The organism is Clostridium sp. Cult1 (assembly GCF_021655095.1).
In the GTDB taxonomy this organism is placed as follows: Bacteria; Bacillota; Clostridia; order Tissierellales; family Tepidimicrobiaceae; genus Schnuerera.
This window is the reverse complement of sequence record NZ_PPXW01000001.1, coordinates 1,951,344-1,976,744: the sequence shown is the minus strand read 5'-3', so window position 1 is coordinate 1,976,744 and position 25,401 is coordinate 1,951,344. Positions and strand designations below refer to the sequence as shown.

Sequence of the window (25,401 nt, the reverse complement as noted above, 5' to 3'; positions counted from 1 at the left end):
CTATTTTATTTTAATTAAAACATAGTAATCTATATTTCTCAACATAGTATCATCAATAGAGCTACGTCTTTCCCCATTAATGCTATTAATAACGAATTTAACCTTTATTTTCTCATTTTCATCTATAAAAATCATTTTATCTGCTTCTATAGTATTGTTGCCCTTTATGTTTAAATCTTCAATATTTTTTATGATATCTAATGCATACTTCTTTAAGTTGGTCTCATATATTATATTATCCTTTTCTTCTATTTTAAAATTATAATTTCTATCATTATATGAAACCATGACATTGTCCTTTATTTGAGTACTATCCACTATACCATAAGATTCTAATAGATAATGGTATTCTTTTACTTCAAGGACTTTACCCTTTTCCTCAGACTGATAGTAGAAATAATCATATCCATATAAATCTTTCTCTGTATATGGAAAACCAAATACCCTATTCATATCCTTTATTTCAAAATCCTCTGGCAGTTTTTTAATATTCTCTAAAGAATGATGGTTCTCAAAATATCTAAGTATTGCACTAATTTCTTCCTTATCCTCGATAGATATGTCTTCTGGTGCCTTCAATATTTTACTACCTTCTAACATATGATTTCTAGTTAAAATAGATTTTAGTCTATTGTTCTGACTTAGTTTAGATATTGAAAAACTACTCAATGGCCCAAAGACTGAATTTAATGCTATTATGGATAAAGATATAGGAATGATGATATTATTCAATTTCCTTGAAAAAGCAAAATAAAGCATTATACCTAATACCCACAACCCTAGAACTAGAATAAAATATCTATTTTCAGTAATTCCATAGGTTTTAACCCTAATACCTATGGAAATAAACATCATAATTAGAATAGGTAGAATCAACTTAGAAAGCCAAAATTTAAATCTATAGGCCCACCTATCCATATCTAAAATAGGCGTTATAAAAAATATTACTGCAACACTTAAAACTGAATACCATAACACTAAATGAGAAACTAGTCCTTGAGGCCAAATTCGAGTTATAATTATCTTTAAAAAATAAGCATATAAAATAGTTGAATATATTGCAATTAATGGAATTACAATATATAACAATAATACCTTTAGGGATTTAGGGTATTCATATTCGCTAAAATCCTCATCTATTTCAGGAATCCGAGCTAAGAATAGAGAAGGAGCAAATATTCCTGCAATAATTAAGAATGTATAATAAAAATATTTTCCAGGTATATTAGCATTAAATAATTGATCAATAGTGAATAAAATAGCAGAAATACCTAAATAGAGAACAAATGAATATATTGCTGTGAGAAAAAAACTAGAAAACACCTTGATTATATAAGATTCATAATCAGCTTTTCTCCCTATCCAAGGTATATAAGCAAAAGCTAAATATAAAAACAATGAAACTCCAATATATCTTACCATACTTGTCATAGAAAAATCTTTTAATAAGAAAAGATAATATAATATTAAAATAACTCCTCCAAATATATATCCAATTACTTCATAAACTCTATTAGAATATTTTTTCTTTTCATATATTAATTTAACACATAGAGACAAGGGTATTCCTAGAGCAATAATCATATTTATTCGTTGTAAAATTTCCCTAGAATTTTGAGTTAATTGAGAACCTTTTTCTGATAAAATAACCAACATAATAACTAAAGCAGTAGATACCCCGATGGTTATTGGAAATCTTCTAAAACTATTCTTAATACTTCTAAATACATTTTTTATCCTTAAAGTAAAATTCATTATTTCACCTCTTTCTTGTTTTTGTTTCATAATTATATTATACTATTTTTTATATTAAATGAAAATCTAATACGAAAAGGCAACTACATTATAAATAGTAGCTGCCTTTTCATAATCCTAACCCTGCAATCTTAGTACTAATTTTTACTAACCATTTCTACTAATTTTTCTTCAATATATTCATTAAAATCTTTATCTCCTATATTTACCTTACCCTCTTGATATAAATCTGGCATTACTCTAAAGAAATTGATTATTAGTTTATTTTTATCTATAATGTAATCATCTAAATGACCAGGCACAAAAATTACTTCTATTTGTTCATGTTGAAAGCTATCATTTATATCATTTAATTTGTCTATCAATCCACTTAAATTTAGTTTTTTTACTGGCTGTATCATCATATTGGTAAATTCTAAGTCTTCCAACATCCACATATTATTATTCCAAAATTTTCTTTCCTTCTTGCTCTCACTATTGAGCATTTCTCTATTAGAAATGGCACTAAGAACTTTTCTCACCGATTCTTTGTCAAATTCCTCACCATATATGTATTCCATTTCTGGAAAATCAGCTATACTTAATATATATGGTTCACCTACTTTTTCTTTTTCACTAGTAGCCTGCCAATAGTATAACATTGCTTCTACAACGTCTAAGTTTGTTTTAATTCTTTTGATCATACTATCACTCCTTGTAAATTTATATTGTTATTTCTTTTACTATTATACACCTAAAAGAAGTTTATTTTTCACTTTTTTATAGAAAAATACCCATGAAATAAAAACCCATGGGTATTAAAAATTTATTCTATTAACTTATATACTTATTTTATTGTTCTACATTAATCACTCTTTTCTGCCATTTGTCCATTTTATAGATTATATAACCATATACACATATAAAAAAGTTACTGGAGCTCATAGAAATCCATATACCAACAGGGCCTAAATCAGTAAAATGCTTAAATAATAAAATCATGGGAATCCTAATACACCAAAGGCGTCCAATGGCCATGGTCATAGAGTACTTAGTATGGCCTGAACCTTGAAATAATCCTTGGAATATACTAAATAAACCCATCAAAGGCATAGTTATAGATATATATCGTAAATATGTAACTCCTTGTTCAATTACTTCAATATCGTCTTTAGAACGCATAAATAAATCAATTATTTCTGTATCCTTCCATAACATGAATATTACACCTACAAATGATATAGTTAATGATATTATCACAGATTTCTTAAATGCGTCATGTACCCGATCAAATTGATTTGCTCCTATATTTTGTCCAACTATAGAAGTCAAACCTGCCCCTATACCCATAGGTGGTTGCATTATTAATGATGTGATCCGATTAACCATAGCAAAGGCAGCTAATGTAGCCGTGCCATAAGAAGCAATGAAACTATTTAAGACAACAAAACCTAATGCTGCTCCAGATTGACCAATACTAGCAGGAAATCCTACTTCCACTATTTTATTAAATTTGTCTTTGCTAAACTTGAACCCTTTAAAACTTGGTTTTATCATAGGGGAATGATTTTTTAATAAGTATATTCCCGCAAATACTAGTAGTGCTTGAGAAGCTACTGTAGCTATAGCAGCACCAGCTACTCCCATATCTAATGTGAATATAAAAACAGGGTCTAATATTACATTAATAATAGCACTTATAGCACTTAGAATAGTTGGAGCCAATGTGTTTCCTTGAGCAGTCATAATAGAATTAAAATTGAAAAATAAAAATACAAAAGGAAAGCCTAAGAAACTTATTTTTAAATATGTATTACTATATATTGCTAAATCCCCAGTCCCTCCCATTAGCTTGATAATGTATGGACTTAATATATACCCTAATATAGCAAAACAAATGGAAAATACAGTTGATATCACCATTAGTTGACTAGCATAAGCATTAGCTTCTTCATATTCTGAAGCTCCTACCAATTGAGATAATATAGAGGTTCCAGCAATAGAAACTCCAATTCCTAAGGATATAAATAAAAATATTACTGGCCATACAAAAGAAGTAGCAGCAAATTGGACTGAACCTAATTTGCTTACCCAAATTGCATCTGCTAAATTATATAAAGTTTGAATAAAATTGTTTATCATAATTGGTAAAGATATTACTGTAATGGCCTTATACATATTCCCTTCCAATATCAATTCTTTTCTATCTAATTTCTCCATAAGCTTTCACCTCATTCTGTTTTCTATAAATCTAATATAGATTATATCATCAAATAGCATTTTAAAAAAGTACTTAGATACTCGAAACATAATTATTTCAAATTAAAAAAGGGGATTGTATTTAAACATCCCCTTGCTTTATTAACTAAACCATAATTTTAACTCTCTTTCTGCACTTTTAATAGAGTCTGAACCGTGAACAATATTTTGAGTCAGTGAATAAGCAAAATCTCCTCTAATAGTGCCTGGTTGAGCCATTTTAGGGTCTTTATCCCCTATCATAATTCTCATTATTTCTATAACGGATTCTCCTTCAACTTCCATAGCCATAACCGGACCTTTTGTTAAATATTCTATTAGTTCTTCAAAAAAAGGTTTTTCTTTATGTTCTATGTAATGTTCTTCTACCAATTCTTTACTAGGTTGAAATAATTTTGCCTTTGTAATCTTAAAACCCTTTTTTTCTATTCTTCCAATTATTTCTCCAATGAGCCCTCTTTTAACCCCATCGGTTTTAATCATTATAAAAGTCTTTTCCATCCTATCACCTCGGTAGTTTTTAAATATTATAACATACGTTTCTATTATAGCCAATATCTATATTTAAAACCATATTATGTATTTATTGTTATATGCTATAATACTCCACTATCCTGGTAAATTAAATAAGCAGATTATTCTCTTTCCAAATATGTGATTGTGGCAATATACATATTACCATGTTGGTCATATTCGATATCTATAATCTCTAATAAGTTTTCTTCATTTGATAAAATCCACTCATTTACCTTTTCCTCTAAACTTGAACCATCTCCATAGTCAACCATAGATATGTGTTTCATTTTATCACTCCTTAAAAACATATTCATATCTAATATATTCAATAAATGGAGATAGTTTCATATTTTTCATGAATTATTTCCTCTATAATATTTTTATACCCTTCTCAACAAATTCAATCTTTCCCTCTTTGAGTAGCCTACCTACAGCTTTTTTAAATGCTGATTTACTAATGTTTAATTCATTTCTTATTTCTTTTGGAGAGCTATAGTCATTTAATAAAAGTATACCACCATTTTCTTTAGCTTTATTTAATATTAATTCTGCATCTTTATCTATTTCCATATAGGATTTATCCCTTAAGCTAAGATCTAATTTCCCATCTTCTTTTACATTTATAACCCGTAAATTTACTTCTTCTCCTGGCACATAAACTCCTATCAATTCATTTTTCGGTATAAGACCTTCGTATTTATTATCAACTGCTACAAAAGCACCTATTTCTTTATTTATACTATATATAGTTCCCTTTACCCAATCATTCTCTCTATAAGGCGAATCATTTTTCAAAAAATCCTTAATTTTCATAGTGCCACAAAGCCTATCACTTTTATCTAGATATAATCCTATTAAATATTTTCTTCCTTTTTCTAATTTCATAGTTTGCTCTTTAAAAGGTAGAAAAAGGTCCTTTTCTAACCCCCAGTCTAAAAATGCACCTATTTTTGTAATATCTACTACTTTTAATAAGCCTATTTCTCCTAAAGTGACCTTTGGCTTCCTAGTTGTTGCGATTAGTCTTTCTTTTGAATCCCTATAAATAAATACTTCTATTTCATCACCTATATTAGCACCTTTTGGTACTTCCTTATTAGGTAATAGTACATCTTTATCTTCTTTCCTGCTTCCTTTGCTATTTAAATATACTCCCACTGAAGTTTTTCTTTTTATCTCCAATTTCTGGATTTCACCAATTTCAATCATAAAAACACCTCTTATCCTATTCATTATAATTACGATTCTATCATATATATTATATATTTACCCATATTTTTTAAAACAATTATTAAATGGGACATTAATTAATGTCCCATTTAATTGAGATACTATTCTAAAATTTATCATAATATATATTTTCTTCAAGTATACCCTTTTCTTTTAATACTTCGACTACTGTATCTATCATGGCAGGGCTACCACAAAGATAGGCTTCCTTATCATCGGGAGATTTTATATGTTCATCCAATAGTACATTTACTCTTCCTCTTGCCCCTGTCCAATTATGCTCATCTAATGCTCTAGAAAGAGTTGGAATGAACTCAAAGTCATATAAGGTTTCCTCTAATTCCTTCAATTCATCTATTAAAAATAGATCCTCTGGAGTTCTAGCTCCAAAATAAAACCTTGCCTTTCGTTTTATATCCTGATCTTTCATATGATAGAGGATAGATAGAATTGGAGCCATACCGGTACCAACTGCCACTAGAATCATTTCGTTATCATACTTATCTTGATAATAAAAATCTCCATAAGGTCCATTAATATCAACGGTATCTCCTACTTTAATATGTTTATGAACATAGGTAGTAGCTATACCATCAGGTACATATCCTATAATAAGGTCTATATAGTTTTTTTCAGAAGGAGGAGAGGCAATTGAATAAGCTCTATATACTTCTTCATCATTTCCTTCATATATTGGAGCTTTTAGCTGAATATATTGACCTGGTTTAAAGCTAATCTCCTCTCCTTCTTTAAATCTTAATCTTAATTTTTTTATGACTGGAGTCATATCTTCAATGGATTCTACTGTAACTTGATATTCCTTAACATTAAATAATTCTTCTGGAATCTCAATCCTAATATCTTCTTTTATTTTACATTGACAAGAGAGCCTTACCTTTTCTTCTAATTCTTCTTCAGTAAGCCAAGGCATTTCTGTAGGTAAAACAGGCCCTCCACCTTCCAATACTTTTACCTTACAATAACCGCAAGTTCCTTTACCTCCACAAGCAGAGGGGATGAAGATCTTTTCATCGATTAAGGCAGCTAATAAAGTATTTCCACCATCTACTATGTATTCCTGATCATCATTTATCGTTATCTTCATCTCTCCATAATTGGCTATGGTTCGGTCAGCTAGGGTCAATAAAAATGCTAATATACCAGTAAAAGCCGTTACAGTAACTGTAGTAATTAATATAGTCTCCATAGTATCCCCCCTATTGAATCTGCACTATGCCAGAAAAACCAATAAAAGCTAAAGCCATTAAACCAGTTATAATCAATGTTATCCCTGGCCCTTCAAGCCCTTTTGGTAATTTAGTTCTCTTAATTCTTTGTCTAGCTCCAGCCATAGCAACAATTGCTAAAGTCCATCCAATTCCCGAACCTACTGCAAACCCTACAGATTGAAGAAAAGTATATTCTCTAATAACCATAAATAGGGAAACCCCTAATATAGCACAGTTAACAGTAATAAGTGGTAAAAAAATACCTAAAGCATAATAAAGGTTTGGGAAATATCTTTCTACTATCATCTCAATTAATTGGACAAAAGCAGCTATACTTATTATAAATACTATAAACCTTAAATATTCTAAATTAAGGGGTACTAGTATATTATGATAGATTATATAGTTTAACATAGTAGTGAAGGTTAATACAAAAGTAACCGCTTGTCCTAGCCCCAGTGAAGTAGGTATTTCATTAGATACGCCAATAAAAGAGCACATGCCTAAAAAGTAACTAAAAATCATATTATTTGTGAATATGGCTGCAAAAAAAATCACTAATGGATTAAGTTCTATCATCAGTTAATAGCACCTCCTTCTTTTTCTTCCTCAGTGGTTTTGCTTCTAGCCCACCAGACTATTACTCCCAAAATGAAGAATGCTGCAGGCGGCATTACCATTATTGTCCAGTTAGTCCACCAGTCGCCAAATACCTTGTATCCAAAAATAGTTCCAAATCCAAATAGTTCTCGAATGAAAGATATAGCAAGAAGTATTATTGTATATCCTAATCCAGATGCAATACCATCTAAGAAAGAATTTAATGGAGGATTGTTCTGGGCATAACCTTCACATCTTCCCATTATTATGCAATTTGTTATTATAAGCCCTACATAGGGTCCTAAAGCTTTACTCATTTCAGGATAGTAAGCTTTTAGAAAGATATCTACCATTATTACATAAACAGAAATTATAAGTACTTGAACCATCATCCTAATATGTTTTGGGGTGAACTTTCTTATAATAGATACAGTTAACTCAGAAAAAGCCGTAACAAATATTAATCCTAACCCCATTATTAATGAATTTAACATTAAATTAGTAACTGCTAATGCAGAACAAATTCCAACTACTTGTTTAAATATAGGGTTATCTTCCCAAATCCCTTTCTTAAAAATTTTCTTCGGACTATCTCCTATCATTTATTTCTTCCCCCCTTTTTATTTATGAATTCATAAATATCTTCATTTAAAAATTTACTGACAGAATTAGAAGTTTGTGTTGCACCGGCTATAGCATCTACATTCCCATTAGGGGCTGGCCTATAGATAATATATTGTTCATCCTGGGCTTTAGTTAAATCTAAACCTCTAAATTGTTCTTTGAACCAGTCTTCCGATATTCTACCACCTAAGCCTGGTGTTTCACTATGGGAGACGAAATCTATTCCAAGAAGCTTACTATAATCTTCAGATATAGCAACATATCCTTGGACTGTGCCCCAAAGAGCAGTTCCTCCAACTGGAAAGGCATATCCTGTAATTTTCTCTCCTTCCTTAATAAAATATATAGTTTCATCTCCTATTTCTTCTTTTCCTACATATTGATTAAATACCTCTTCTATTATTTTAGGATCATCAGAAGGTACTTCTATATCAAATACATAAAGTAAAGTCTTTCGCAAGTCGGTTTCTTCATTAAAAGCAATGGCATCGGTTGTAACATAGTTTAGATAAGCAAGGATTAAAGTAAAAAATGCAGTAATCATAACCATAAAAACAATTGGAAAACTAAAGGATTTTTTCATGCTGTCACCCCTTTCTTCGCTTCCCTCTTATGTTTCTTATAATAATTTACCCCTTCATCTATAATAGGAGCAAAAGTATTACCTATTAGTATGGCAAACATCATTCCTCCTGCAAATAATGCATATCCTCGAATTATAACTGTAACTATACCTATTAGAATCCCATATATCCACTTTCCTTCCTTAGTCTTTGGAGAGGAAATAGGATCTGTAGCCATAAATATCATCCCAAATAAAAAACCTCCAGATAATATACCGAAAATAGGATTTGGAATTTGAGGATTCCCTAAAAAGTATAAAGCACCACTTAAACCAGTAAATCCAATTAGCACTCCTGCCATAGTTTGCCAAGCTGCTACTTTCTTATATATTAAATATATTCCTGCAAGGATGATTAAAATAGCACTAGTTTCTCCTAAAGAACCTGAAACATTGCCTAATAATAATTTTAGTGAAGAAACCATTTCTCCCGTTTCACGGAAAATCAACATTGGAGTAGCTTGAGTTATGGCATCAATATTTTCTGTTATATATGTAGTAAATCCGCCTGGAAATCCTGCTGCAGCTTTCGACCACTCAATAGTCAATGGTTCAGGAAAGGTTACGTATACGAAAGCCCTAGCTACTAAAGCGGGATTAAATAAATTCCTTCCAAAACCACCAAATACTTCTTTCCCAAAAAAAACTCCAAAAATTATTCCCACCACAGCTATCCATATAGGCGTTCTAGGTGGAAGAGTTAATACATAGAGTATACAAGTGACAAAAATTGCTTCTGATATCTTTTTCCCCTGTTTTTTTTCGTAAATCCATTCCATAGCGACTCCAAATAAAGTTACCCAAAAAAGTAAAACTAAAGATCTCCATCCAAAAAAATAAATAGAAGATATGATTAGAGGAACTAAAGATATAATTACTGTCCTCATCATCTTTTGTGTAATAAAATACTTTTTCATAAAGTTAGATATCAAGATACCACCTCCGAAAACTAATCTATTATGTTAAAATTGTTTACTTATACTAATATATTCCCCGAATTTTCAAAAAAAAACATCTATAATACATTTTTGAATTCTATATATTGATTTGAGATGTGCAGTATGTTTTTAAAATTGATAATAATTATCATTTACAATTAATGTTTTTTATGGTATATTAATATTGGCTTAAAATTATCGCGGCAAATTTATAGATGGAGTTGATAATTTTGGCAAAAAAAATGAATCCTAGATTCAAAGAATGTAGAAGATTAGGATTAAATGTATGTGGCCATCCAAAAGCCATGAATAGAGCTAAAAAAGGTACTTCTAGAGCAGACAAAAAACTCTCTAATTATGGTATGCAATTACTAGAAAAGCAAAGATTAAGAGCTTATTACGGTGTTATGGAAAAACAATTTTTAGGATATGTACGGGAAGCTAAGAAGGCTAAGGATCAAACTGGTTATGCTTTAATTAAGATATTGGAATCCAGATTAGACAATTTAGTATATAGGTTGGGTTTTGCTTCCTCTATTAGACAGGCAAGACAGATGGTAGTTCATGGTCATATTAGGGTGAACGGGAAAAAAATAGATATACCTTCATATAGAGTTAATGTAGGAGATACAATTGCTCTAAAAGAAAGATCTAGAAATATAGAAATGTTTAGAGAGAATTTTCTTTCATCCTTCCCTAACCTGTATCCTTATTTAGAAAAAAATGAATCTAGTTTTTCTGGGAAATTCATTAGATATCCAGAAAGAGAAGAAGTACCAATTGAAATTGAAGACCAATTAGTAGTTGAATTTTACTCAAGTATTATGTAGTAATATTTGGCACCTAGCATTAGGTGCCTTTACATATTTTAATTTGATTCTTTAACTTTAAATTCCTTAACCCTATCATCTATCCCTTTAGAAAAATCTACTAATTGTCTTACATATTCTTCTTCCATTAGAGGTGAAGATAGTAAAAAATCTGCTGTAGATTGGTTGTTAGCTACAGGTATATCATACAAAACTGCAATTCGTAATAGTGCTTTGACGTCTGGATCATGTGGTTGAGCCTCTAAAGGATCCCAGAAGAATATCATAAAATCTATATCCCCTTCAGCAATTCGCGAACCTATCTGTTGATCTCCACCTAAGGGGCCAGACTTGAATGCTTTAACAGGTAAACCAGTAGTTTCTGCAATTAGAGTAGCAGTTGTACCTGTTCCACAAAGATAATGTTTGTTAAGCTTATCCCTATTAGCGTTTATCCATTTAATCATATCTTTTTTTCTATTATCGTGGGCAATTAGAGCTATCCGCTTTCGTTTTTCCATTTTTATAGTTGCAAAATCCTTATCAATAGCCATTGTAACAACTCCTTATATTTTTAGTTATACTATTACTTTACACAAATTTTAATTATATGGCAATCTAATTAAACTATTTTCTTGGACTCTACTTTAATAGTTTTTAGTTTCTTCAACTTTTATTTTACAGCTATAATAAACTTATCAAATTTTATATGCCCATTTTTAATTACAAACATACCTTAATAAAATTAATGCTCTTTACTTCATTATATTTGACCTAATAAAAACTGAACACCTATTGATACAATAACAACTATAGCCGATATTATAAATCCATGTAACATTGGAGCAAGTCCAGAACTTTTTACTTCCTTAAGATTAGTTTTAAGTCCTATTGCACCTAAAGCCATTATCATCAAAAATTTACTAGCATTTTTCAATATTAATCCTAATTTAGTAGGAATTATACCTACACTATTGAATATAGCGGCCAAAATAAAGAATATAATAAAATAAGGAAAAATAGAATTAATGGACACTTTACTCTTTGAAAATTCATCACCACAACCATCATAAATCCCTAACTGCCTATGTTTTACTTTTTGTGCTATATAAGAAAATACTATAACTGTTGGTATAATTGAGAGAGTTCGAGTTAATTTAACAATAGTTGCAAATTCTCCAGCCGTATTAGAATAAGCATAGCCTGCTGCTACTACCGATGAAGTATCATTAACTGCTGTTCCAGTCCAAAGTCCGTAAGCTAAATCGGAAAGACCTAATTTACTTCCCATGACTGGAAAAAGTATAATCATTAAAATATCGAATATAAAAGTAGCAGATATGGCATAAGTTATGTCACTATCCTTAGCCTCAATGACTGGTGATAATGCAGCTATAGCAGAACCTCCACATATTCCAGTTCCTGCTGAAATAAGGCTTGACAGTTTCCAATCCATCTTTAATAATCTACCAAATAGGTATCCGAATCCAAATGAAGCCGCTAAAGTAAATATCATGACTATAAGAGAAATCTTGCCAACCTCCAAAATTTGCCCTATGCTAAGACTAAATCCTAATAATATAATTGCAAATTTCAATACCCTTTTTGATGTAAAATTTAGACCTAGAGAAATAATTTCACTAGGCTTGATAAATAAATTTAATACTATTCCTAGCAAAAGAGCAAAAACCGGGCCTCCTACCAAAGGAATTTGATTGCCTAAATAAGAAGAAATACTTGCAATAATCATACATACTAATATTCCAGGTAAGTATTTGTTTATCCTTTCCATATTATCCCTCCAAAGCCGTCATTGAAATTAGCTTAACATTTGCTATTCTATTTGTAAAATATTATAATCTTATATAATTAATAGGTATTTACCTATACCAAGGAGGAGATTATGAATATAAGACATTTAAAAGTTTTCATTACTGTTGTAGATACAGGAAGTATGACAAATGCAGCTAAAAAACTTTTTATAGCCCAACCTTCTATAAGTCAAACTATAAAAGAAATTGAAGAATACTATAATATTAGACTTTTTGAAAGATTGTCTAAAAAACTATATATTACGAAAAAAGGAGAGGAGTTCTTAAGCTATGCTAGACATATAGTTTCTTTATTCGATGAGATGGAAGAAAAGATAAGACAAAATAGTAAAAGTGGTATACTTAGAATAGGAGCATCTATAACAGTAGGGACTTGCATTTTAAGCCAATTATCTAGTCGATTCATTCATAACTATCCTAATATTCATATAGAATCAGTAATAGATAATACTATGGTTGTTGAAGATATGGTACTAAAAAGCAGACTAGATTTTGGACTTGTAGAAGGACCCATTCATAGTGAAGATATAATATCCAAACCTTTTATGGATGACGAACTTATTCTTATATGTGGAAGGGAACATCCCTTTAGAGAGAAACCTTATATTACCCTCCAAGAATTATCTCAATCAGATTTAATACTTCGTGAAAGTGGCAGTGGTACCAGGGAATTATTCGAAAATTTTATGGCATCAAAAGGTTTCAGTTTAAATATAAAATGGGTATGTAACAATTCTGAAGCTATAAAAAATGCAGTCATATCTAATATTGGGGTTTCTGTTATTTCTAAAATGGCTGTTGAAAATGAATTAGCTAGTAATAAGTTATTTCATATAGAACTAGATGATATTAAATTTAAACGCCAATTCAATATCATCTATCACAAGAACAAGTATATTACAGAATCAATGGAGGCATTCTGGAACCTATGTTATACAGAACAAAGGAGATAGTTTAGCTATCCCCTTTTTCTACAAGGTAATAATTTCATAACCCTCTTCAATAAATTTAGTCATTGAAGGATGTCCATTTAGTTCCCCGTTTATTGGAATACCTGATTTCTCATTATATGTAAGGACACCCATTTTAGCCGAACATGCCTTACAGATGGAATCAAATAAATTCAATTCTCTGGCCTTTTTATAAACATTGCTTCCACTAGAATCTAATTCTCTTATTAATTTAACCGCTTCTCCTTCCATGACAATCTTGACTTTCATTCCCTTTTCATGCATATCTATAGCGTTTAAAAGTACGTGCATAAAACACATCCGTTCTCCCTTAAAGGCAAAAAATGCAATCTTTTTCAAATCAAACACCCCCTGTATCTTCATATTATCTCATTGGAAAATCTATGTCAAGGAGGTTGAATTCTATGATTATGATCTTTTGAATAATAATTTTGATTGAATTTTAGTTAAAATTATGCTAGAATAATAATTGTTCATGGGCGATTGGTTCAGTTGGTTAGAGCGCCACGTTGACATCGTGGAGATCGTTGGTTCGAGTCCAATATCGCCCACCATATAAAGAGAGCATCTACATGCCATGTAGATGCTCTTTAAATTGACTGTAATATTGGTAGTATAATACCCATTATCCCACCTAATAAAGCCCCAAGCCAAGTTATAGCTTTCAACTCTTTATGGGCTATTCCAAGTATAAGCTCTTCTGCAAAAGCCACATCATAACTGTTTATCTGATCTTCTACCACCCTGGAAATATTAAATACTTTAACAATATGAGGTAATTTATTTCTAGCAAAATCATTAAATATATCATTACAAAAGTTGGCAATATTTATAACTGTCCTCTCATCTATATTAACAACAATAGATGATATAGACTTATTTAAAATCCTTTCGAAAATATCATCGATAATGTAATAAATATTTTCATTTAATAATTTTGAATCCAATAATGATTCCAGTTCTTTGGATATAAAACCTAATAGATTATCCCTAAGATAAGCTTCTTCCCCTTTAAGTCTTTTACCAATTAAACTAATAACCTTCTTTTGGTTTTCCTCTTTAGATATATATCGGATTATAGTATTGGATAATTCCAAAACCTGGTCTTCTTCCAACTTGGTTGAAATTACGGCGGCTATATTCCCTACCTTATTCTCCAAGATTTTATCAATCAAAGTTATAATAACCATTACAATGTTCTCATTTATTTCAGGTTTATTTACAGATTCCTTTATTGCATTAAATACTTTATCCGATATTGTTTCTGGACTCATAAATATTGCCACCAATTTATTCATATTATTAGATACAATATCTGTAATCCATCCTTTTAATTTTAATTCAATCTTTGGATCATTGATGATATTCCACAATGCTTTTACAATATCTTCATCATGTTGAATAACCGTATCCTTGATTTGGAAAACAATATTTTCTGGAATGATTTCAGATAATGGTATTTCATTAGTGCTTAAATCATTTAGCTTTCCAGTAATAATATTCTTTAGCCCAACAATTGTTTCTTCGGATGTAGTTACTCGCTGGAGATATACTTCCATCTTCTTATTTATTGTTTGGTATAATTCATCTTTGGAATTGATGAAAATATATTCATCAATTAACTGGATTAATTTCTGTTTAAATTTGTCTTTACGTAATTGTAAACAGATAGCCTCTGTAATTTTCAACTTCATAATATTTAGTATTTCATTATACTTTTCATGTCCTAAACCTATAATCAAATTTTTTAAGGACCGATCTTCCTGCTGCAACCTACTTATATAGGATTCCACCCATTTTTTTATATAATCATTCTTATCATTAGATAGGGATTTTACTACTACCTCTGGAGATAATAGATATACTCCTACTGCTTCTCCTATACTCTTTGCAATTCTATCCCTTTCTTTAGGTATAAGTCCTGGAGTAAAGGGAACATGCATATTAAAAATTTTCTTCTCATAATGAGGTCTAAACAACATTTTTATTGCAATCCAATTGGTTATATAACCTATAGTTCCTCCTACTAATATTGGCATTAAAAATTTCACATTTTCACCTCTTGCATTATTTTTTACATTTTTCGATAAAAAGACTCCTTAGTATATTCTAAATCAATTTTGATTAATGTCAACAGAAAGGAAACTAAAAATAAAATATGTAGCCATAAAGACTGCATCTGCTAGATTTAAATGTATACTAAAATATTGAAATATATAAAGACGGTCCTATCTACAATAAGAACCGTCTTTAATATATTAAATCTTTGTTTTATCTAACTCTTGTAAATTATATTGTTTAATAATTCTCATTAATTTTAAGGCATATTCCGGATCAGTAGCATATCCAGTCCTTTTTAGGGCCCAGGCTCCTTGAGCACTGTTATGCATTACTTGTCTAAAGGGCTCATATCTTTCAGAATTTAATAAGAAACTCTTATGGTCAGCCCAACTTTCTTCCACATTATTATAAGCCCGAAACTCAGCATCAACGTAGTAGGTCTGTCCATTATATACTTCCCAAGTATTATAGGTTACTGAACCCTTAGGACCTTTTCCTTTAATTCCAAATAGGTTATAGGATAATTTCCCACTATATTTATCTACAGGTACACTTTGTCCCCATCCAGTTTCAAGTATAGATTGGGCTGTTTGTAAAGCGGCAGACATACCTGTTTTATTCCATGAATCTTTTGCTAATTTTGATGCTAAATCAAGAAATTTATCTTTCTCAATTATCGGTAAAGACTTATGTGTTTCTCCTAGATAAACTCTAATTGGAACATTTTCACTGATAACTTCTTTGCCTTTATATTGGCCAATAGCTTTAATACTCCAATATCCAATATCTTCTCTTGCAGGGGTATAAACTTGCTCAACTAACGGATCTTTGTCCTTAGCTACTATTTTTTGTTTCCCAGTTTTTTGGTTTGTAAGTACATAACTTACACTATCTAAATCTACATTACTCCTTACTTTTAACTTGGTAGGATCTCTTAAAACTTGATTTGGTCCTACTCCTTCTAAAAGTATTAGAGGCTTTCCTGTTAAATTAACCTTTATTCCCTTACTTTCATATAATATTCCTTTTGAATCTTTAACTCTTACTAGTACTTCCTTTTGGCCAGAAAGTTCTGGTTCTGGAAACCAACTATAACTACCATAAGGCATTCGCTTAATGATCTGTTCTTCTCCAGATTTGGGATCCTTTAAAATATATTCTGTTTCACTTACATCAAAATTTCTAGAAGCCAAGAGATTGACTGGTTTTTCTATAGTTTGTCCCTCATAAATTCCTAATAATGCTAATTTAGGATTGACTTCAACTTTTGCTGAAATGCTCTCACTTTCATAAGCTTTGTTTTCGCTATCATAAGCAATTACTTTAAAGGAATAATTACCATTTTCCTTTAGTTCAGGTTCCCATTTATATTGACCATAAGGATCTAATGGAATTTCTTCACCAATAATCTCAATTGTCTCTGTATCTAAATTGGTTATTACATATTTTATATGGGATGCAATGAAATTTATATCTGCCTCTAAACTTATTATATCGTTTAATGTTTCACCTTCTCTTACTCCTACTAAAGATACTTTAGGAATAATGTTTAAATCTAGATATATTGCATCACCAGCTAAAAATTGTCCATTTTCATCGTAAATAGCAGCTACCAGAACTTTTTCACCTTTTTCCATTAAATTAGGTATCCAAGTATATTTATCCGTTAATCCATTACCTCTTGCAATTATAAATCCTTCTGATGTATTTGGATCTAATAATAGATATCTTATCTCTTTCCCACCAGATAAATTATCCTCAATAGGTTCTATTTGCAAGTCGGTTTTTCCAGTAATAACTTGTCCAGAATTTAATGTGGAAATTTTTATATTAAAAAACGGCTCCACATCTGATGTTTTGCTGGAATCAACATGAACTATTCTTTCAGTACCATCCCATTCAATACCTATCCCAAAGGCATTGCTAATGAAGCGAAGAGGTACAAAAGTACGTCCATTTATAATTTTGGGTGCTACATCTATTAAGTTATATTGTTTTTCCTCTCCTTGATGTAGTACTAAACGACTATCTATTTTCATACTTACCAATTGATTATCCTTTCTTATGGTAACTCGTCTATCTTTTTGATTCCAACTAACTTCTGCCCCCAACTCTTCTGCTACAAATCGAATTGGCACCAAGGTTCTGCCATTTTCTACTACAGGGCTAGTTAATGAAGTAATATCCTTACCATCGACAACTAATCTAATAGGTTGTGCTGCTAAAAGATGTAAACTAAACCATGGAGAAAAAACCAAAGGTATAACTAGTAGAAAAAACAAAGTTCTATTCAATACCTTTTTCTTCACCTATTCCACTCCTTCCTTTTTTATGATATGCTTTTCTATTATTTACATTATACATTAGAATTTTGCTTTTCTTAACGGTTTCCAAATTAAATTTATATTACAAATTCAACAATACTATGAAAGATTCTTAGCAACATAGGAAGTTTTGCTATAATTACTAGAATTAATGATATAATATTGATACGGACTTATGATCAGATTTAGTATAAATTTAAGGAGGATTATATGAAAAAGAGAGTAATTTTAGGTATGAGCGGTGGAGTAGACTCATCTGTCTCTGCTTTATTGCTAAAGGAAACAGGGTATGAAGTAATAGGGCTTTTTATGAAAAACTGGGATGAAAAGGATGAATTTGGGGTATGTACCGCAACAGAAGATGCTGAAGATGCTAGAAGGGTAGCCAACCAATTGGATATTCCTTTTTATACAATAAATTTCGAAAAAGAATATTGGGATAGGGTATTCACCTATTTTTTAGACGAATATAACAAGGGAAGAACCCCTAATCCAGATGTAATGTGTAATCAAGAGATAAAATTTAATGCTTTCCTAGATTATGCTTTAAAACTAGAAGCGGATTATATAGCCATGGGGCATTATGCCCAAGTACAGGAAAGGAGTGGAAACTATTATCTTCTTAGAGGAAAAGATAAGAATAAAGACCAAAGCTATTTTCTATCAAGAATTGGACAACAAGCCCTTTCTAGGACTATGTTTCCTATAGGTCATCTTGAAAAAAAAGAAGTTAGAAAATTAGCCGAAAAAAATAATTTATATACTGCTAAGAAGAAAGACTCAACAGGTATATGTTTTATAGGTGAAAGGGATTTTGATGAATTTTTAGATAGATACCTTTTAACAAAAGAAGGAGATATAATAGATGTGGAAGGTAATAAATTAGGTAAACATACAGGATTAATTCATTACACCTTAGGTCAAAGAAGAGGAATAGGAATAGGAGGAATTGGTACAGGAGAGCCTTGGTTTGTGGCAGGGAAGAATTTGAAAAAAAACATTCTTTATGTGGCTCAAGGTGAAAATCATCCAGCCCTTTATTCCGTTTCTTTAATCGGAGAATCTCCTTCATGGATACTGGAGGAAGCTCCTAATATGCCTTTAAAATGTACTGCTAAATTCAGATATAGACAATCGGATATTCCAGTAACGGTAGATATATTAGAAGATGGTAATCTTCATATAAAATATGATGAGCCAGTAAAAGCAGTAACCCCTGGTCAAGTAGCAGTATTATATAAAGATGAAATATGTCTTGGTGGTTCTATTATTAAGTCTATAGAGCCTTTGGATAACAAATATGAGTATTTAAATGAAGGTTAATGGGACAGCAATAGCTGTCTCCACTGTTCCATTATATAGTAGTGAATACCCCAAGTACTATATACAATTTATATTCTAAAGTCCATTTGATATTGCTCAGAAATTCTATTTTATATAGGACGTTTGTTTCTATTAATTAAGACCTTAACTCCATATCTATAATTATCCATAATATGGTAAACTTTTTCCAATACTTTAACTACATTTTTATATTTATACTAATATACCAGCAAACTTATTTTTTATTTTATCTTTACTTGACAATATTTGCAGTTAATGCTATCATATATAAAATTTCATAAAAAATCCTCATCCTCCAAGGGTGAGGTAGAGGCGCGATTACTAAGAGTACCTATATTAAGGCCGGAAGCCAATGATATATAGGAAAAGGAGTTATCGCCGAAGTGTCAGATACCAAAATCTGATGCTGGGCCTGCATCTAATAGGTGTAGGACTGTCATCATTGTATCTGCCCGATACTTTGATGTTGAGCTATCTCACTATGGGCCAGAAAGGGGGAGAGGATGTCTTTAGCTTTGCTATTTACAAAAGCATTTGGCATGCCTGTCAAATGCTTTTTATATTTTTTGTATATACAAAACTTATTAATATCATAATTAAAAGTTAGTTTTAAATTTGTTTCACAGAATTAGATTTAGGAGGTAAAAATATTGTTAAATCGATCAGACGAATTAATTAATGCAATGAATTCGAGAGGTTCAACGCATTCAACGGATTCAGGTTTTAAAAAAGAAATTAGTTTATTTGGCGGAGTTAGTATTCTAGGTGGAATAATGGTAGGATCAGGTATTTTCTATCTAGGTTCATATGTATTAATAAGAACAGGCATGAGTTTAAGCTTAGCCTTATTAAGCTGGATTTTAGGGGGAGTAGTTTCACTACTTGGGGGTATTTGTTATGCAGAGCTAGGTGCTTCCGATCCCCGAGCTGGCGGTATGACTGTATATTTAAATAATGCTTATTCACCAGTTGTTGGATTTTTGAATGGATTTACCAGCTGGTTGATCGGTGGCCCTGGTTCTATTGCTGCTATAGCAATTGCTTTGCCCAGCGCTTTTACAGTTATTATTCCTATGGGAGAATGGACTATTAAATTTGCAGCTATTAGTTTGATCATAGGACTAACCATTGTAAATTATTTTGGTGTAAAATTTGGTTCAAAATTGCAAAATATTTCTATGGTTGCAAAATTAATACCTATTGGTATTATAATGGTATTAGGATTGTTATTCGGAGAAGTATCCCCAGATTTAAGCTTAACTCCAGAAACAACGGATATAAGCTTTGGATCAATTATTAGTATGGTATCCTTTGCAGTAATCGCTAGCCTATGGGCTTATGAAGGATGGACTAATTTAAATACTGTAGCTGAAGAATTAAAAAATCCAAGAAAAAATCTACCTCTTGCTATCATTATATCTATAGTTTCTATAACTGGTTTATATACCCTATTCAATTATTCTATATATAGGGTTATACCTTTTAATGAAATTGAAAGTTTAATAGCAAATAATGAGTACTATCTAGGAAGTTATGCTGCCGAAAGGTTGTTGGGTAAATCTGGTAGCCTTCTAGTGGTTATAGGTATGGTAATTGCAATGTTTGGAGCCTTAAATGGATGTATATTAGCTTTCCCAAGGATGTACTATGCCATGAGCGTAGAAGGCCATTTTTTCAAAAGTTTTGGTAAGTTACATCCAAAATACAAAGTTCCCTATGCTCCTTTAATCGCACAATGTCTAATATCCATTATACTTGTATTATTTAGAAACCTAAATCAATTAACATCTTTAGTGGTATTTTCAGGAATGTTATTCAATACTTTAGGAGTATATGCAGTTATAATTTATAGAAAAAAGTTTCCTAATTTAGAAAGACCTTATAAGGTAGCTGGTTATCCTATTACCATCATTCTAACAACCTTAATATTTATTGGTTTAATGATCAACACATTTATCGAAGATCCTCAAACTTCAATAATAGGCTTAGCTATCCCTGCTATTGGCATATTATTTTATATTTATTTTAGTAGACAAAACAAAAATGAAGAACAAATATAAGGAGATGATTTTTTGAGAACAATTTTAAAAAACGGTAAAATTTATGTTGAAAAAAACAATTTTCAAGAAGCATTACTCATTGAAAATGGGAGGATTAAACAGGTTGGTTCTAATGGAGAAATCCTTAATAATAATGCTGACAATGTAATGGATCTTCAAGGAAAAACTGTTTTGCCAGGCTTTAACGATAGTCATATGCACCTTGCTTCTGTCGGCGCTGTAATGTCATGCTGTAACTTAACTTCCGGGAAATCAATAGATGAAATTATTCAGTTGGGTAGAAAATTCTTAGAGGAAAACAAAGGTTTGACTGTCCTATATGGTCGTGGATGGAATCAAGATTGTTTTACCACTGGTGAAAAACGTCTACTAAATCGATTGGATCTAGATAGAATATCTACAGAAATCCCTATAGTATTCGATAGAGTGTGTGGACATGTTTCTGTAGGAAATACAAAAGCTTTAGAAGTACTAGGGATAGATGAAAATACTTTTGTAGATGGTGGAACTATAGAATTGGACAGTGAAGGAAAACCTAATGGGATTTTTAATGAAAATGCTGTAAGTCTGATTAAATCAGTTATACCTGAAAAAAATCATAAGGATATAGAAGAGGAATTTTTAAAAGCAGCCAACTACGCTTTAAGTGTTGGAATAACTTCTGTTCAATCCTGTGATGTATCAAATAAAGAATTTAAAAATATGTTCAATATTATCCATAGTATTTATGATAATAAGAAAACCAAGTTAAGATATGGGATTCAATTTAATTTTCAGGATATAGAGGATTTGAAAGACTACTTAGAATCGGAATTTAAGGAAGGTCAATATGATGAAAACTTCCTATCTAAAGGGGCTTTAAAACTATTTAAAGATGGTTCTCTAGGAGCTAGAACTGCCTTAATGTTAAAGGATTATGAAGATGCGCCAGGTATTAAGGGCGTAGCAGCATTAACTGATGAACAATTACAGGAACTATGCGATTTAGCAACAGAATATGGTATCAGGGTAGTAACCCATGCCATTGGAGACGGGGCTGTAGAAAGTGTTATTAATGCCTATGAAAAAACTATGAAAAACGGGAAAAATAATCTACGCCATGGAATTGTTCACTGTCAAATTACCAGCATGGAACAACTAGAAAGAATAGCTAGATTGAATATACCTATTATGTATCAACCTATATTTTTGGACTATGATCTTAAAATTGTAGAATCTCGTGTTGGAAAAGAATTATCAAGTACTTCTTACGCTTTTAATACATTATACCAATTAGGTACTCCTATAAGCTTTGGTACAGATGCTCCAGTAGAAGATTGCAACCCATTCCCTAATATTTATTGTGCAATAACAAGACGAGGGATGGATGGCAACCCTAAGGGGGGCTTTTATCCAAAGGAAAAAATGGAATTACAGGATGTTATTGACGCCTATACAATAGGTAGTGCCTTCAATGAATTTAAAGAGAATTTTAAAGGAAGACTAAAACCAAACTATGTAGCTGACTTAATTGTATTAGATAGAGATATCTTTACTATTGAAGAACTTGAAATTAAGGATATTAAAGTTGAAAAAACCATGGTAAACGGAGAATTCGTCTATGAAAAATGGTAATGTGTATATATAGATTTAGGGGAGTTGTTGAATCCCCTAAATCTATATTATCTTACTTTTTCAACTAGAATTAAATAATTATTCTAAGAAGTTTGAAAATATTTATCTTCTAAATCTTCAAGATGATAAAAAATATGTACTAAATCATCTCCAAAGTTAAGTAAAGAATAATAAGTATTGTTCCCATTAATGGTCTTCTCTATAACTTTTTTATCTATAAGGATGTTTAATTTCCTATTTAGCTCTGTATGGCTTAGATATGGGATGCTTTTTAAAATATCACTATAACGTTGATTACCAAGATGAATAGATTTTAAGATTTCAGGTACCCATCTCAACTTAATTAAATCTTGTACAATTTGAAATCCATTAAAAATCTTTGTTTCCATTATTTCACTCCTACTAACATATTTGTGCCTTTTTGTATCTTATATTATATCATATAATATAGTTAATAGAAGATAATAATTAATATATAAATATTTGGAGGGATATAGAATGAAACATATTGATCTATTACAAAAATATCTAGCCAATCTAAGTGTGCTAAATATAAAATTACACAATATCCATTGGAATGTAGTAGGAAATCAATTTATGGAAGTCCACAAATTTACAGAAGAAATTTATGACCAACTATTTGAAAACTTTGATGAAGTAGCTGAACTATTGAAGACTAAAAAAGTAACACCTTTATCTACAATGGCAGAATATCTAGAAATAGCAACTATTGATGAAATCAAAGCAAAAGACTTTTTAGTAAAAGAATCTCTAGAAATTATTAAAATGGATTTAGAATCCATGAAAGAACTAGCAACAGAAATTAGAAATACAGCAGATGAAGAAGGAGATTTTGAAACTGTTGCAATGTTTGAAGACTATGTTGCCGATTTAAGCAAAAACATATGGTTCGTTGAAGCTATGCTACAATAAAGTATTTTGAAGCATCCTTGTTGAAGGATGCTTCTTTCATTGCGTAAAACATTATGCTCTAAATGGTATTCTTTGAATAATATTTGAGTTGTTGATCAAAATAATAAATATAGCATATGAAAGGAGTAATTTAATGAAAAATCACAATAAAAGAGACGATATTTCTGTAAATCTTATTTCTGCTCCAAATAGAATAAAATCAATTTCTAAACAACCCGTTGGTAATGCGGAAAAAGACCCTTTTTGCATATATGCAGGTATGAGGCATGCAGTTGGCTCTATTATTACAAAAGACGATGGTTCAAAGCTAATATGCACAAAAGATGGTTCATGGCAGAATATTTAATATTGCCTTAAACCATCTTCAATATTTTTTAGTCCTTCACTCTTGGTTTGGTTGGATCACAGTCGGGCATATCTACTTTAGACACTTTAGATAGTTTAGTTATATAATAACATTCTTCTCTTAACATATGGTCAACCATAAGAGGCATCAGTGTACCAACCGCCTCTTTAGATAATCTTAACTCTTCTATTTCCTTCAAAAATTCCATAAATAACTGTATTTTATATTCAGCTTGATAATTTAATCTATGTAGAGCAGGAAAATCTTGAACACAGGTTCTCAGATAACCCGAAAACTCATTTGCTTTAATAAATAGATTATTAAACTCCACAACAAATTTTTGGCTCTTTTCCCTTAATTCTGTTTCAACACTATCTAATTCGCATTTAACAGCGTCAGCATGACCAGATGCATCTGGTAGCCATAGTTTATGGTAATGTATAGGATGAGCTGTTGGTATTTTATCAGATATCAAACATTGTAAAATTCGAAGATATTCTTCCACTTCGTTTACCATATGATTTACAAATGTAGGTGAAAGACCAATAATTATATTTCCTACTAAATGCTCTTTTATTAACTCTAATTTAAACTCCCTTATGTCCTTAGAATGATGCTGAGATTTTAACATTAATTCATAAACCTGTCTTCCATCTAAAGACATCCTTGCTTCTTCTAACAATTCATCAAATATACGTATAAAATAAATAGCCTTTTCAATCTTCTCTTTTTCAGAAGACGATAAAGTGTTATAAATAAACCTGGCATGATCCCCTAAAATTTGGAGCCAAAACCGTTGCTCAAATAATGCTTCCTTTTCAAAACTAATATAGTCCAAAAAATCCCCTCCTTGTAAAATAATTGACATTATTAAATAATATGTTCATAATAATAATTTTGTGATATTATTGATTAAAATTATATTAAACTTAATAGAAATTTCCGAATAATGATCTGCTTTTTGGCTATGATAACTAGGAAAAGGAGGTTGAAAATGTGGAAAAAGCTATTAATAAAATAAAGATACTTGAATGCCCAACAGGAGAGTTAGAAGAACGGATTATTAATATACTTGAAAAATATAAAATTGCTAATAGAAATGAAGTAACTGTAAATAGGGATGAAAGCTTAGATGAAGATGGTTTTAAAGCTTATAGGATTGAATTTTTAGGTAATAAAATACCATCTATTGTTCTATTAACAAAATCTGGACTAGATGACTATGTTGTTAAGGTATTTAGAGTATACATAAATTAAGGTACCCTTCATAGTCATCTTTATCTTAGCTTACAACTCAAAGGTGGAAGAATCTATCCACTTCCAATCCTTTCTTAAGTTTTTTATGGACTCTACAA

General features: G+C 30.7%; 26 protein-coding genes, 1 tRNA gene and 1 riboswitch. Of the genes, 9 read left to right on the top strand and 18 right to left on the bottom strand.

What is annotated here, in order from left to right:
- From C3E89_RS09850 to C3E89_RS09800, 11 genes are all read right to left on the bottom strand, one after another.
- A complete protein-coding gene (locus C3E89_RS09850; RefSeq protein WP_236912567.1) occupies positions 1-1,755 on the bottom strand; it encodes a DUF4153 domain-containing protein in 1,755 nt (584 codons plus the stop codon).
- 137 nt (positions 1,756-1,892) lie between these two features.
- A complete protein-coding gene (locus tag C3E89_RS09845; RefSeq protein ID WP_236912564.1) occupies positions 1,893-2,438 on the bottom strand; it encodes a TDE2712 family protein in 546 nt (181 codons plus the stop codon).
- Positions 2,439-2,586: 148 nt separating this feature from the next.
- A complete protein-coding gene (locus tag C3E89_RS09840; protein ID WP_236912561.1) occupies positions 2,587-3,954 on the bottom strand; it encodes an MATE family efflux transporter in 1,368 nt (455 codons plus the stop codon).
- Positions 3,955-4,095: 141 nt separating this feature from the next.
- The gene (ndk, locus tag C3E89_RS09835) at positions 4,096-4,494 is read right to left on the bottom strand and encodes a nucleoside-diphosphate kinase (protein WP_236912559.1); all 399 of its coding nucleotides are present in this window, start codon (positions 4,492-4,494) and stop codon (positions 4,096-4,098) included.
- A 134-nt stretch (positions 4,495-4,628) separates the two neighbouring features.
- The gene (locus C3E89_RS09830) at positions 4,629-4,796 is read right to left on the bottom strand and encodes a hypothetical protein (protein WP_236912556.1); all 168 of its coding nucleotides are present in this window, start codon (positions 4,794-4,796) and stop codon (positions 4,629-4,631) included.
- A gap of 82 nt (positions 4,797-4,878) precedes the next feature.
- Entirely contained in the window at positions 4,879-5,718 is an 840-nt protein-coding gene (locus C3E89_RS09825; RefSeq protein ID WP_236912553.1) for a CvfB family protein, read from the bottom strand.
- A gap of 127 nt (positions 5,719-5,845) precedes the next feature.
- Positions 5,846-6,946 (bottom strand): NADH:ubiquinone reductase (Na(+)-transporting) subunit F, encoded by a 1,101-nt coding sequence (locus tag C3E89_RS09820; RefSeq protein ID WP_236912551.1) that lies wholly within the window; start codon positions 6,944-6,946, stop codon positions 5,846-5,848.
- A 10-nt stretch (positions 6,947-6,956) separates the two neighbouring features.
- Entirely contained in the window at positions 6,957-7,547 is a 591-nt protein-coding gene (locus C3E89_RS09815; RefSeq protein ID WP_236912548.1) for an NADH:ubiquinone reductase (Na(+)-transporting) subunit E, read from the bottom strand.
- A complete protein-coding gene (locus C3E89_RS09810) occupies positions 7,547-8,170 on the bottom strand; it encodes an NADH:ubiquinone reductase (Na(+)-transporting) subunit D (protein WP_236912545.1) in 624 nt (207 codons plus the stop codon). The genes C3E89_RS09815 and C3E89_RS09810 overlap by 1 nt, the downstream gene beginning before the upstream one ends.
- Entirely contained in the window at positions 8,167-8,775 is a 609-nt protein-coding gene (locus C3E89_RS09805; RefSeq protein ID WP_236912543.1) for an FMN-binding protein, read from the bottom strand. Before C3E89_RS09805 ends, C3E89_RS09810 begins: the two co-directional genes overlap by 4 nt.
- On the bottom strand, positions 8,772-9,746 hold the full coding sequence (locus C3E89_RS09800) for an RnfABCDGE type electron transport complex subunit D (protein WP_236912541.1): 975 nt from the start codon (positions 9,744-9,746) through the stop codon (positions 8,772-8,774). Before C3E89_RS09800 ends, C3E89_RS09805 begins: the two co-directional genes overlap by 4 nt.
- A 236-nt stretch (positions 9,747-9,982) precedes the next feature.
- On the opposite strand from C3E89_RS09800, the gene rpsD reads away from it, so the two are divergent.
- Positions 9,983-10,582, top strand: a complete 600-nt coding sequence (gene rpsD / locus C3E89_RS09795) for a 30S ribosomal protein S4 (protein ID WP_236912538.1) — start codon at positions 9,983-9,985, stop codon at positions 10,580-10,582.
- A 38-nt stretch (positions 10,583-10,620) separates the two neighbouring features.
- Here rpsD and C3E89_RS09790 read toward each other — a convergent pair whose 3' ends face one another.
- Both C3E89_RS09790 and C3E89_RS09785 read right to left on the bottom strand, forming a co-directional pair.
- Positions 10,621-11,115, bottom strand: coding sequence for a methylglyoxal synthase (locus C3E89_RS09790; protein WP_236912535.1), 495 nt, complete (start codon positions 11,113-11,115; stop codon positions 10,621-10,623).
- Positions 11,116-11,324: 209 nt separating this feature from the next.
- Positions 11,325-12,353: a YeiH family protein gene (locus C3E89_RS09785; RefSeq protein ID WP_236912533.1), complete on the bottom strand. Its 1,029-nt coding sequence runs from the start codon at positions 12,351-12,353 to the stop codon at positions 11,325-11,327.
- A gap of 111 nt (positions 12,354-12,464) precedes the next feature.
- Here C3E89_RS09785 and C3E89_RS09780 point away from each other — a divergent pair, with 111 nt between their 5' ends.
- Positions 12,465-13,346 (top strand): LysR family transcriptional regulator, encoded by an 882-nt coding sequence (locus C3E89_RS09780; protein WP_236912529.1) that lies wholly within the window; start codon positions 12,465-12,467, stop codon positions 13,344-13,346.
- Positions 13,347-13,364: 18 nt separating this feature from the next.
- Here C3E89_RS09780 and C3E89_RS09775 read toward each other — a convergent pair whose 3' ends face one another.
- The gene (locus tag C3E89_RS09775) at positions 13,365-13,703 is read right to left on the bottom strand and encodes a hypothetical protein (RefSeq protein WP_236912527.1); all 339 of its coding nucleotides are present in this window, start codon (positions 13,701-13,703) and stop codon (positions 13,365-13,367) included.
- 138 nt (positions 13,704-13,841) lie between these two features.
- Between C3E89_RS09775 and C3E89_RS09770 the strand changes: the two genes are divergently transcribed.
- Positions 13,842-13,918, top strand: a tRNA-Val gene (locus tag C3E89_RS09770).
- Between the two features lie 36 nt (positions 13,919-13,954).
- Here the strand turns inward: C3E89_RS09770 and C3E89_RS09765 are convergent.
- Both C3E89_RS09765 and C3E89_RS09760 read right to left on the bottom strand, forming a co-directional pair.
- Entirely contained in the window at positions 13,955-15,415 is a 1,461-nt protein-coding gene (locus C3E89_RS09765) for a DUF445 family protein (protein ID WP_236912525.1), read from the bottom strand.
- 207 nt (positions 15,416-15,622) lie between these two features.
- A complete protein-coding gene (locus C3E89_RS09760; RefSeq protein ID WP_236912520.1) occupies positions 15,623-17,734 on the bottom strand; it encodes a stalk domain-containing protein in 2,112 nt (703 codons plus the stop codon).
- Between the two features lie 225 nt (positions 17,735-17,959).
- On the opposite strand from C3E89_RS09760, the gene mnmA reads away from it, so the two are divergent.
- The 3 genes from mnmA to C3E89_RS09745 all read left to right on the top strand — a co-directional run bounded on the left by mnmA (position 17,960) and on the right by C3E89_RS09745 (position 22,767).
- The gene (gene mnmA / locus C3E89_RS09755) at positions 17,960-19,072 is read left to right on the top strand and encodes a tRNA 2-thiouridine(34) synthase MnmA (protein WP_236912518.1); all 1,113 of its coding nucleotides are present in this window, start codon (positions 17,960-17,962) and stop codon (positions 19,070-19,072) included.
- Positions 19,073-19,392: 320 nt separating this feature from the next.
- Positions 19,393-19,575, top strand: a riboswitch (Lysine riboswitch).
- A 168-nt stretch (positions 19,576-19,743) separates the two neighbouring features.
- Positions 19,744-21,153 carry an APC family permease gene (locus C3E89_RS09750; RefSeq protein ID WP_236912516.1) on the top strand — a complete coding sequence of 470 codons (1,410 nt, stop codon included), beginning with the start codon at positions 19,744-19,746 and terminating at the stop codon, positions 21,151-21,153.
- Between the two features lie 12 nt (positions 21,154-21,165).
- Positions 21,166-22,767: an amidohydrolase gene (locus tag C3E89_RS09745; RefSeq protein ID WP_236912513.1), complete on the top strand. Its 1,602-nt coding sequence runs from the start codon at positions 21,166-21,168 to the stop codon at positions 22,765-22,767.
- An 83-nt stretch (positions 22,768-22,850) separates the two neighbouring features.
- Here the strand turns inward: C3E89_RS09745 and C3E89_RS09740 are convergent, their stop codons facing one another.
- A complete protein-coding gene (locus tag C3E89_RS09740) occupies positions 22,851-23,156 on the bottom strand; it encodes a winged helix-turn-helix transcriptional regulator (RefSeq protein WP_005587443.1) in 306 nt (101 codons plus the stop codon).
- 109 nt (positions 23,157-23,265) lie between these two features.
- Between C3E89_RS09740 and C3E89_RS09735 the strand changes: the two genes are divergently transcribed.
- Both C3E89_RS09735 and C3E89_RS09730 read left to right on the top strand, forming a co-directional pair.
- The gene (locus tag C3E89_RS09735; protein ID WP_005587444.1) at positions 23,266-23,700 is read left to right on the top strand and encodes a Dps family protein; all 435 of its coding nucleotides are present in this window, start codon (positions 23,266-23,268) and stop codon (positions 23,698-23,700) included.
- Positions 23,701-23,833: 133 nt separating this feature from the next.
- The gene (locus C3E89_RS09730; protein ID WP_005587446.1) at positions 23,834-24,046 is read left to right on the top strand and encodes a hypothetical protein; all 213 of its coding nucleotides are present in this window, start codon (positions 23,834-23,836) and stop codon (positions 24,044-24,046) included.
- Positions 24,047-24,074: 28 nt separating this feature from the next.
- Here C3E89_RS09730 and C3E89_RS09725 read toward each other — a convergent pair whose 3' ends face one another.
- Positions 24,075-24,884 (bottom strand): DUF2935 domain-containing protein, encoded by an 810-nt coding sequence (locus C3E89_RS09725; protein WP_005587448.1) that lies wholly within the window; start codon positions 24,882-24,884, stop codon positions 24,075-24,077.
- Between the two features lie 158 nt (positions 24,885-25,042).
- Here C3E89_RS09725 and C3E89_RS09720 point away from each other — a divergent pair, with 158 nt between their 5' ends.
- Positions 25,043-25,303, top strand: a complete 261-nt coding sequence (locus C3E89_RS09720; protein ID WP_005587450.1) for a hypothetical protein — start codon at positions 25,043-25,045, stop codon at positions 25,301-25,303.
- Positions 25,304-25,401: the final 98 nt, after the last annotated feature.

Bases quoted from the DNA above. Each gene is read 5' to 3' on its own strand.
- C3E89_RS09850 (WP_236912567.1), bottom strand. From the start codon at position 1,755: ATGAATTTTACTTTAAGGATAAAAAATGTATTTAGAAGTATTAAGAAT.
- C3E89_RS09845 (WP_236912564.1), bottom strand. From the start codon at position 2,438: ATGATCAAAAGAATTAAAACAAACTTAGACGTTGTAGAAGCAATGTTA.
- C3E89_RS09840 (WP_236912561.1), bottom strand. From the start codon at position 3,954: ATGGAGAAATTAGATAGAAAAGAATTGATATTGGAAGGGAATATGTAT.
- ndk (WP_236912559.1), bottom strand. From the start codon at position 4,494: ATGGAAAAGACTTTTATAATGATTAAAACCGATGGGGTTAAAAGAGGG.
- C3E89_RS09830 (WP_236912556.1), bottom strand. From the start codon at position 4,796: ATGAAACACATATCTATGGTTGACTATGGAGATGGTTCAAGTTTAGAG.
- C3E89_RS09825 (WP_236912553.1), bottom strand. From the start codon at position 5,718: ATGATTGAAATTGGTGAAATCCAGAAATTGGAGATAAAAAGAAAAACT.
- C3E89_RS09820 (WP_236912551.1), bottom strand. From the start codon at position 6,946: ATGGAGACTATATTAATTACTACAGTTACTGTAACGGCTTTTACTGGT.
- C3E89_RS09815 (WP_236912548.1), bottom strand. From the start codon at position 7,547: ATGATAGAACTTAATCCATTAGTGATTTTTTTTGCAGCCATATTCACA.
- C3E89_RS09810 (WP_236912545.1), bottom strand. From the start codon at position 8,170: ATGATAGGAGATAGTCCGAAGAAAATTTTTAAGAAAGGGATTTGGGAA.
- C3E89_RS09805 (WP_236912543.1), bottom strand. From the start codon at position 8,775: ATGAAAAAATCCTTTAGTTTTCCAATTGTTTTTATGGTTATGATTACT.
- C3E89_RS09790 (WP_236912535.1), bottom strand. From the start codon at position 11,115: ATGGCTATTGATAAGGATTTTGCAACTATAAAAATGGAAAAACGAAAG.
- C3E89_RS09785 (WP_236912533.1), bottom strand. From the start codon at position 12,353: ATGGAAAGGATAAACAAATACTTACCTGGAATATTAGTATGTATGATT.
- C3E89_RS09780 (WP_236912529.1), top strand. From the start codon at position 12,465: ATGAATATAAGACATTTAAAAGTTTTCATTACTGTTGTAGATACAGGA.
- mnmA (WP_236912518.1), top strand. From the start codon at position 17,960: ATGAAAAAGAGAGTAATTTTAGGTATGAGCGGTGGAGTAGACTCATCT.
- C3E89_RS09740 (WP_005587443.1), bottom strand. From the start codon at position 23,156: ATGGAAACAAAGATTTTTAATGGATTTCAAATTGTACAAGATTTAATT.
- C3E89_RS09735 (WP_005587444.1), top strand. From the start codon at position 23,266: ATGAAACATATTGATCTATTACAAAAATATCTAGCCAATCTAAGTGTG.
- C3E89_RS09730 (WP_005587446.1), top strand. From the start codon at position 23,834: ATGAAAAATCACAATAAAAGAGACGATATTTCTGTAAATCTTATTTCT.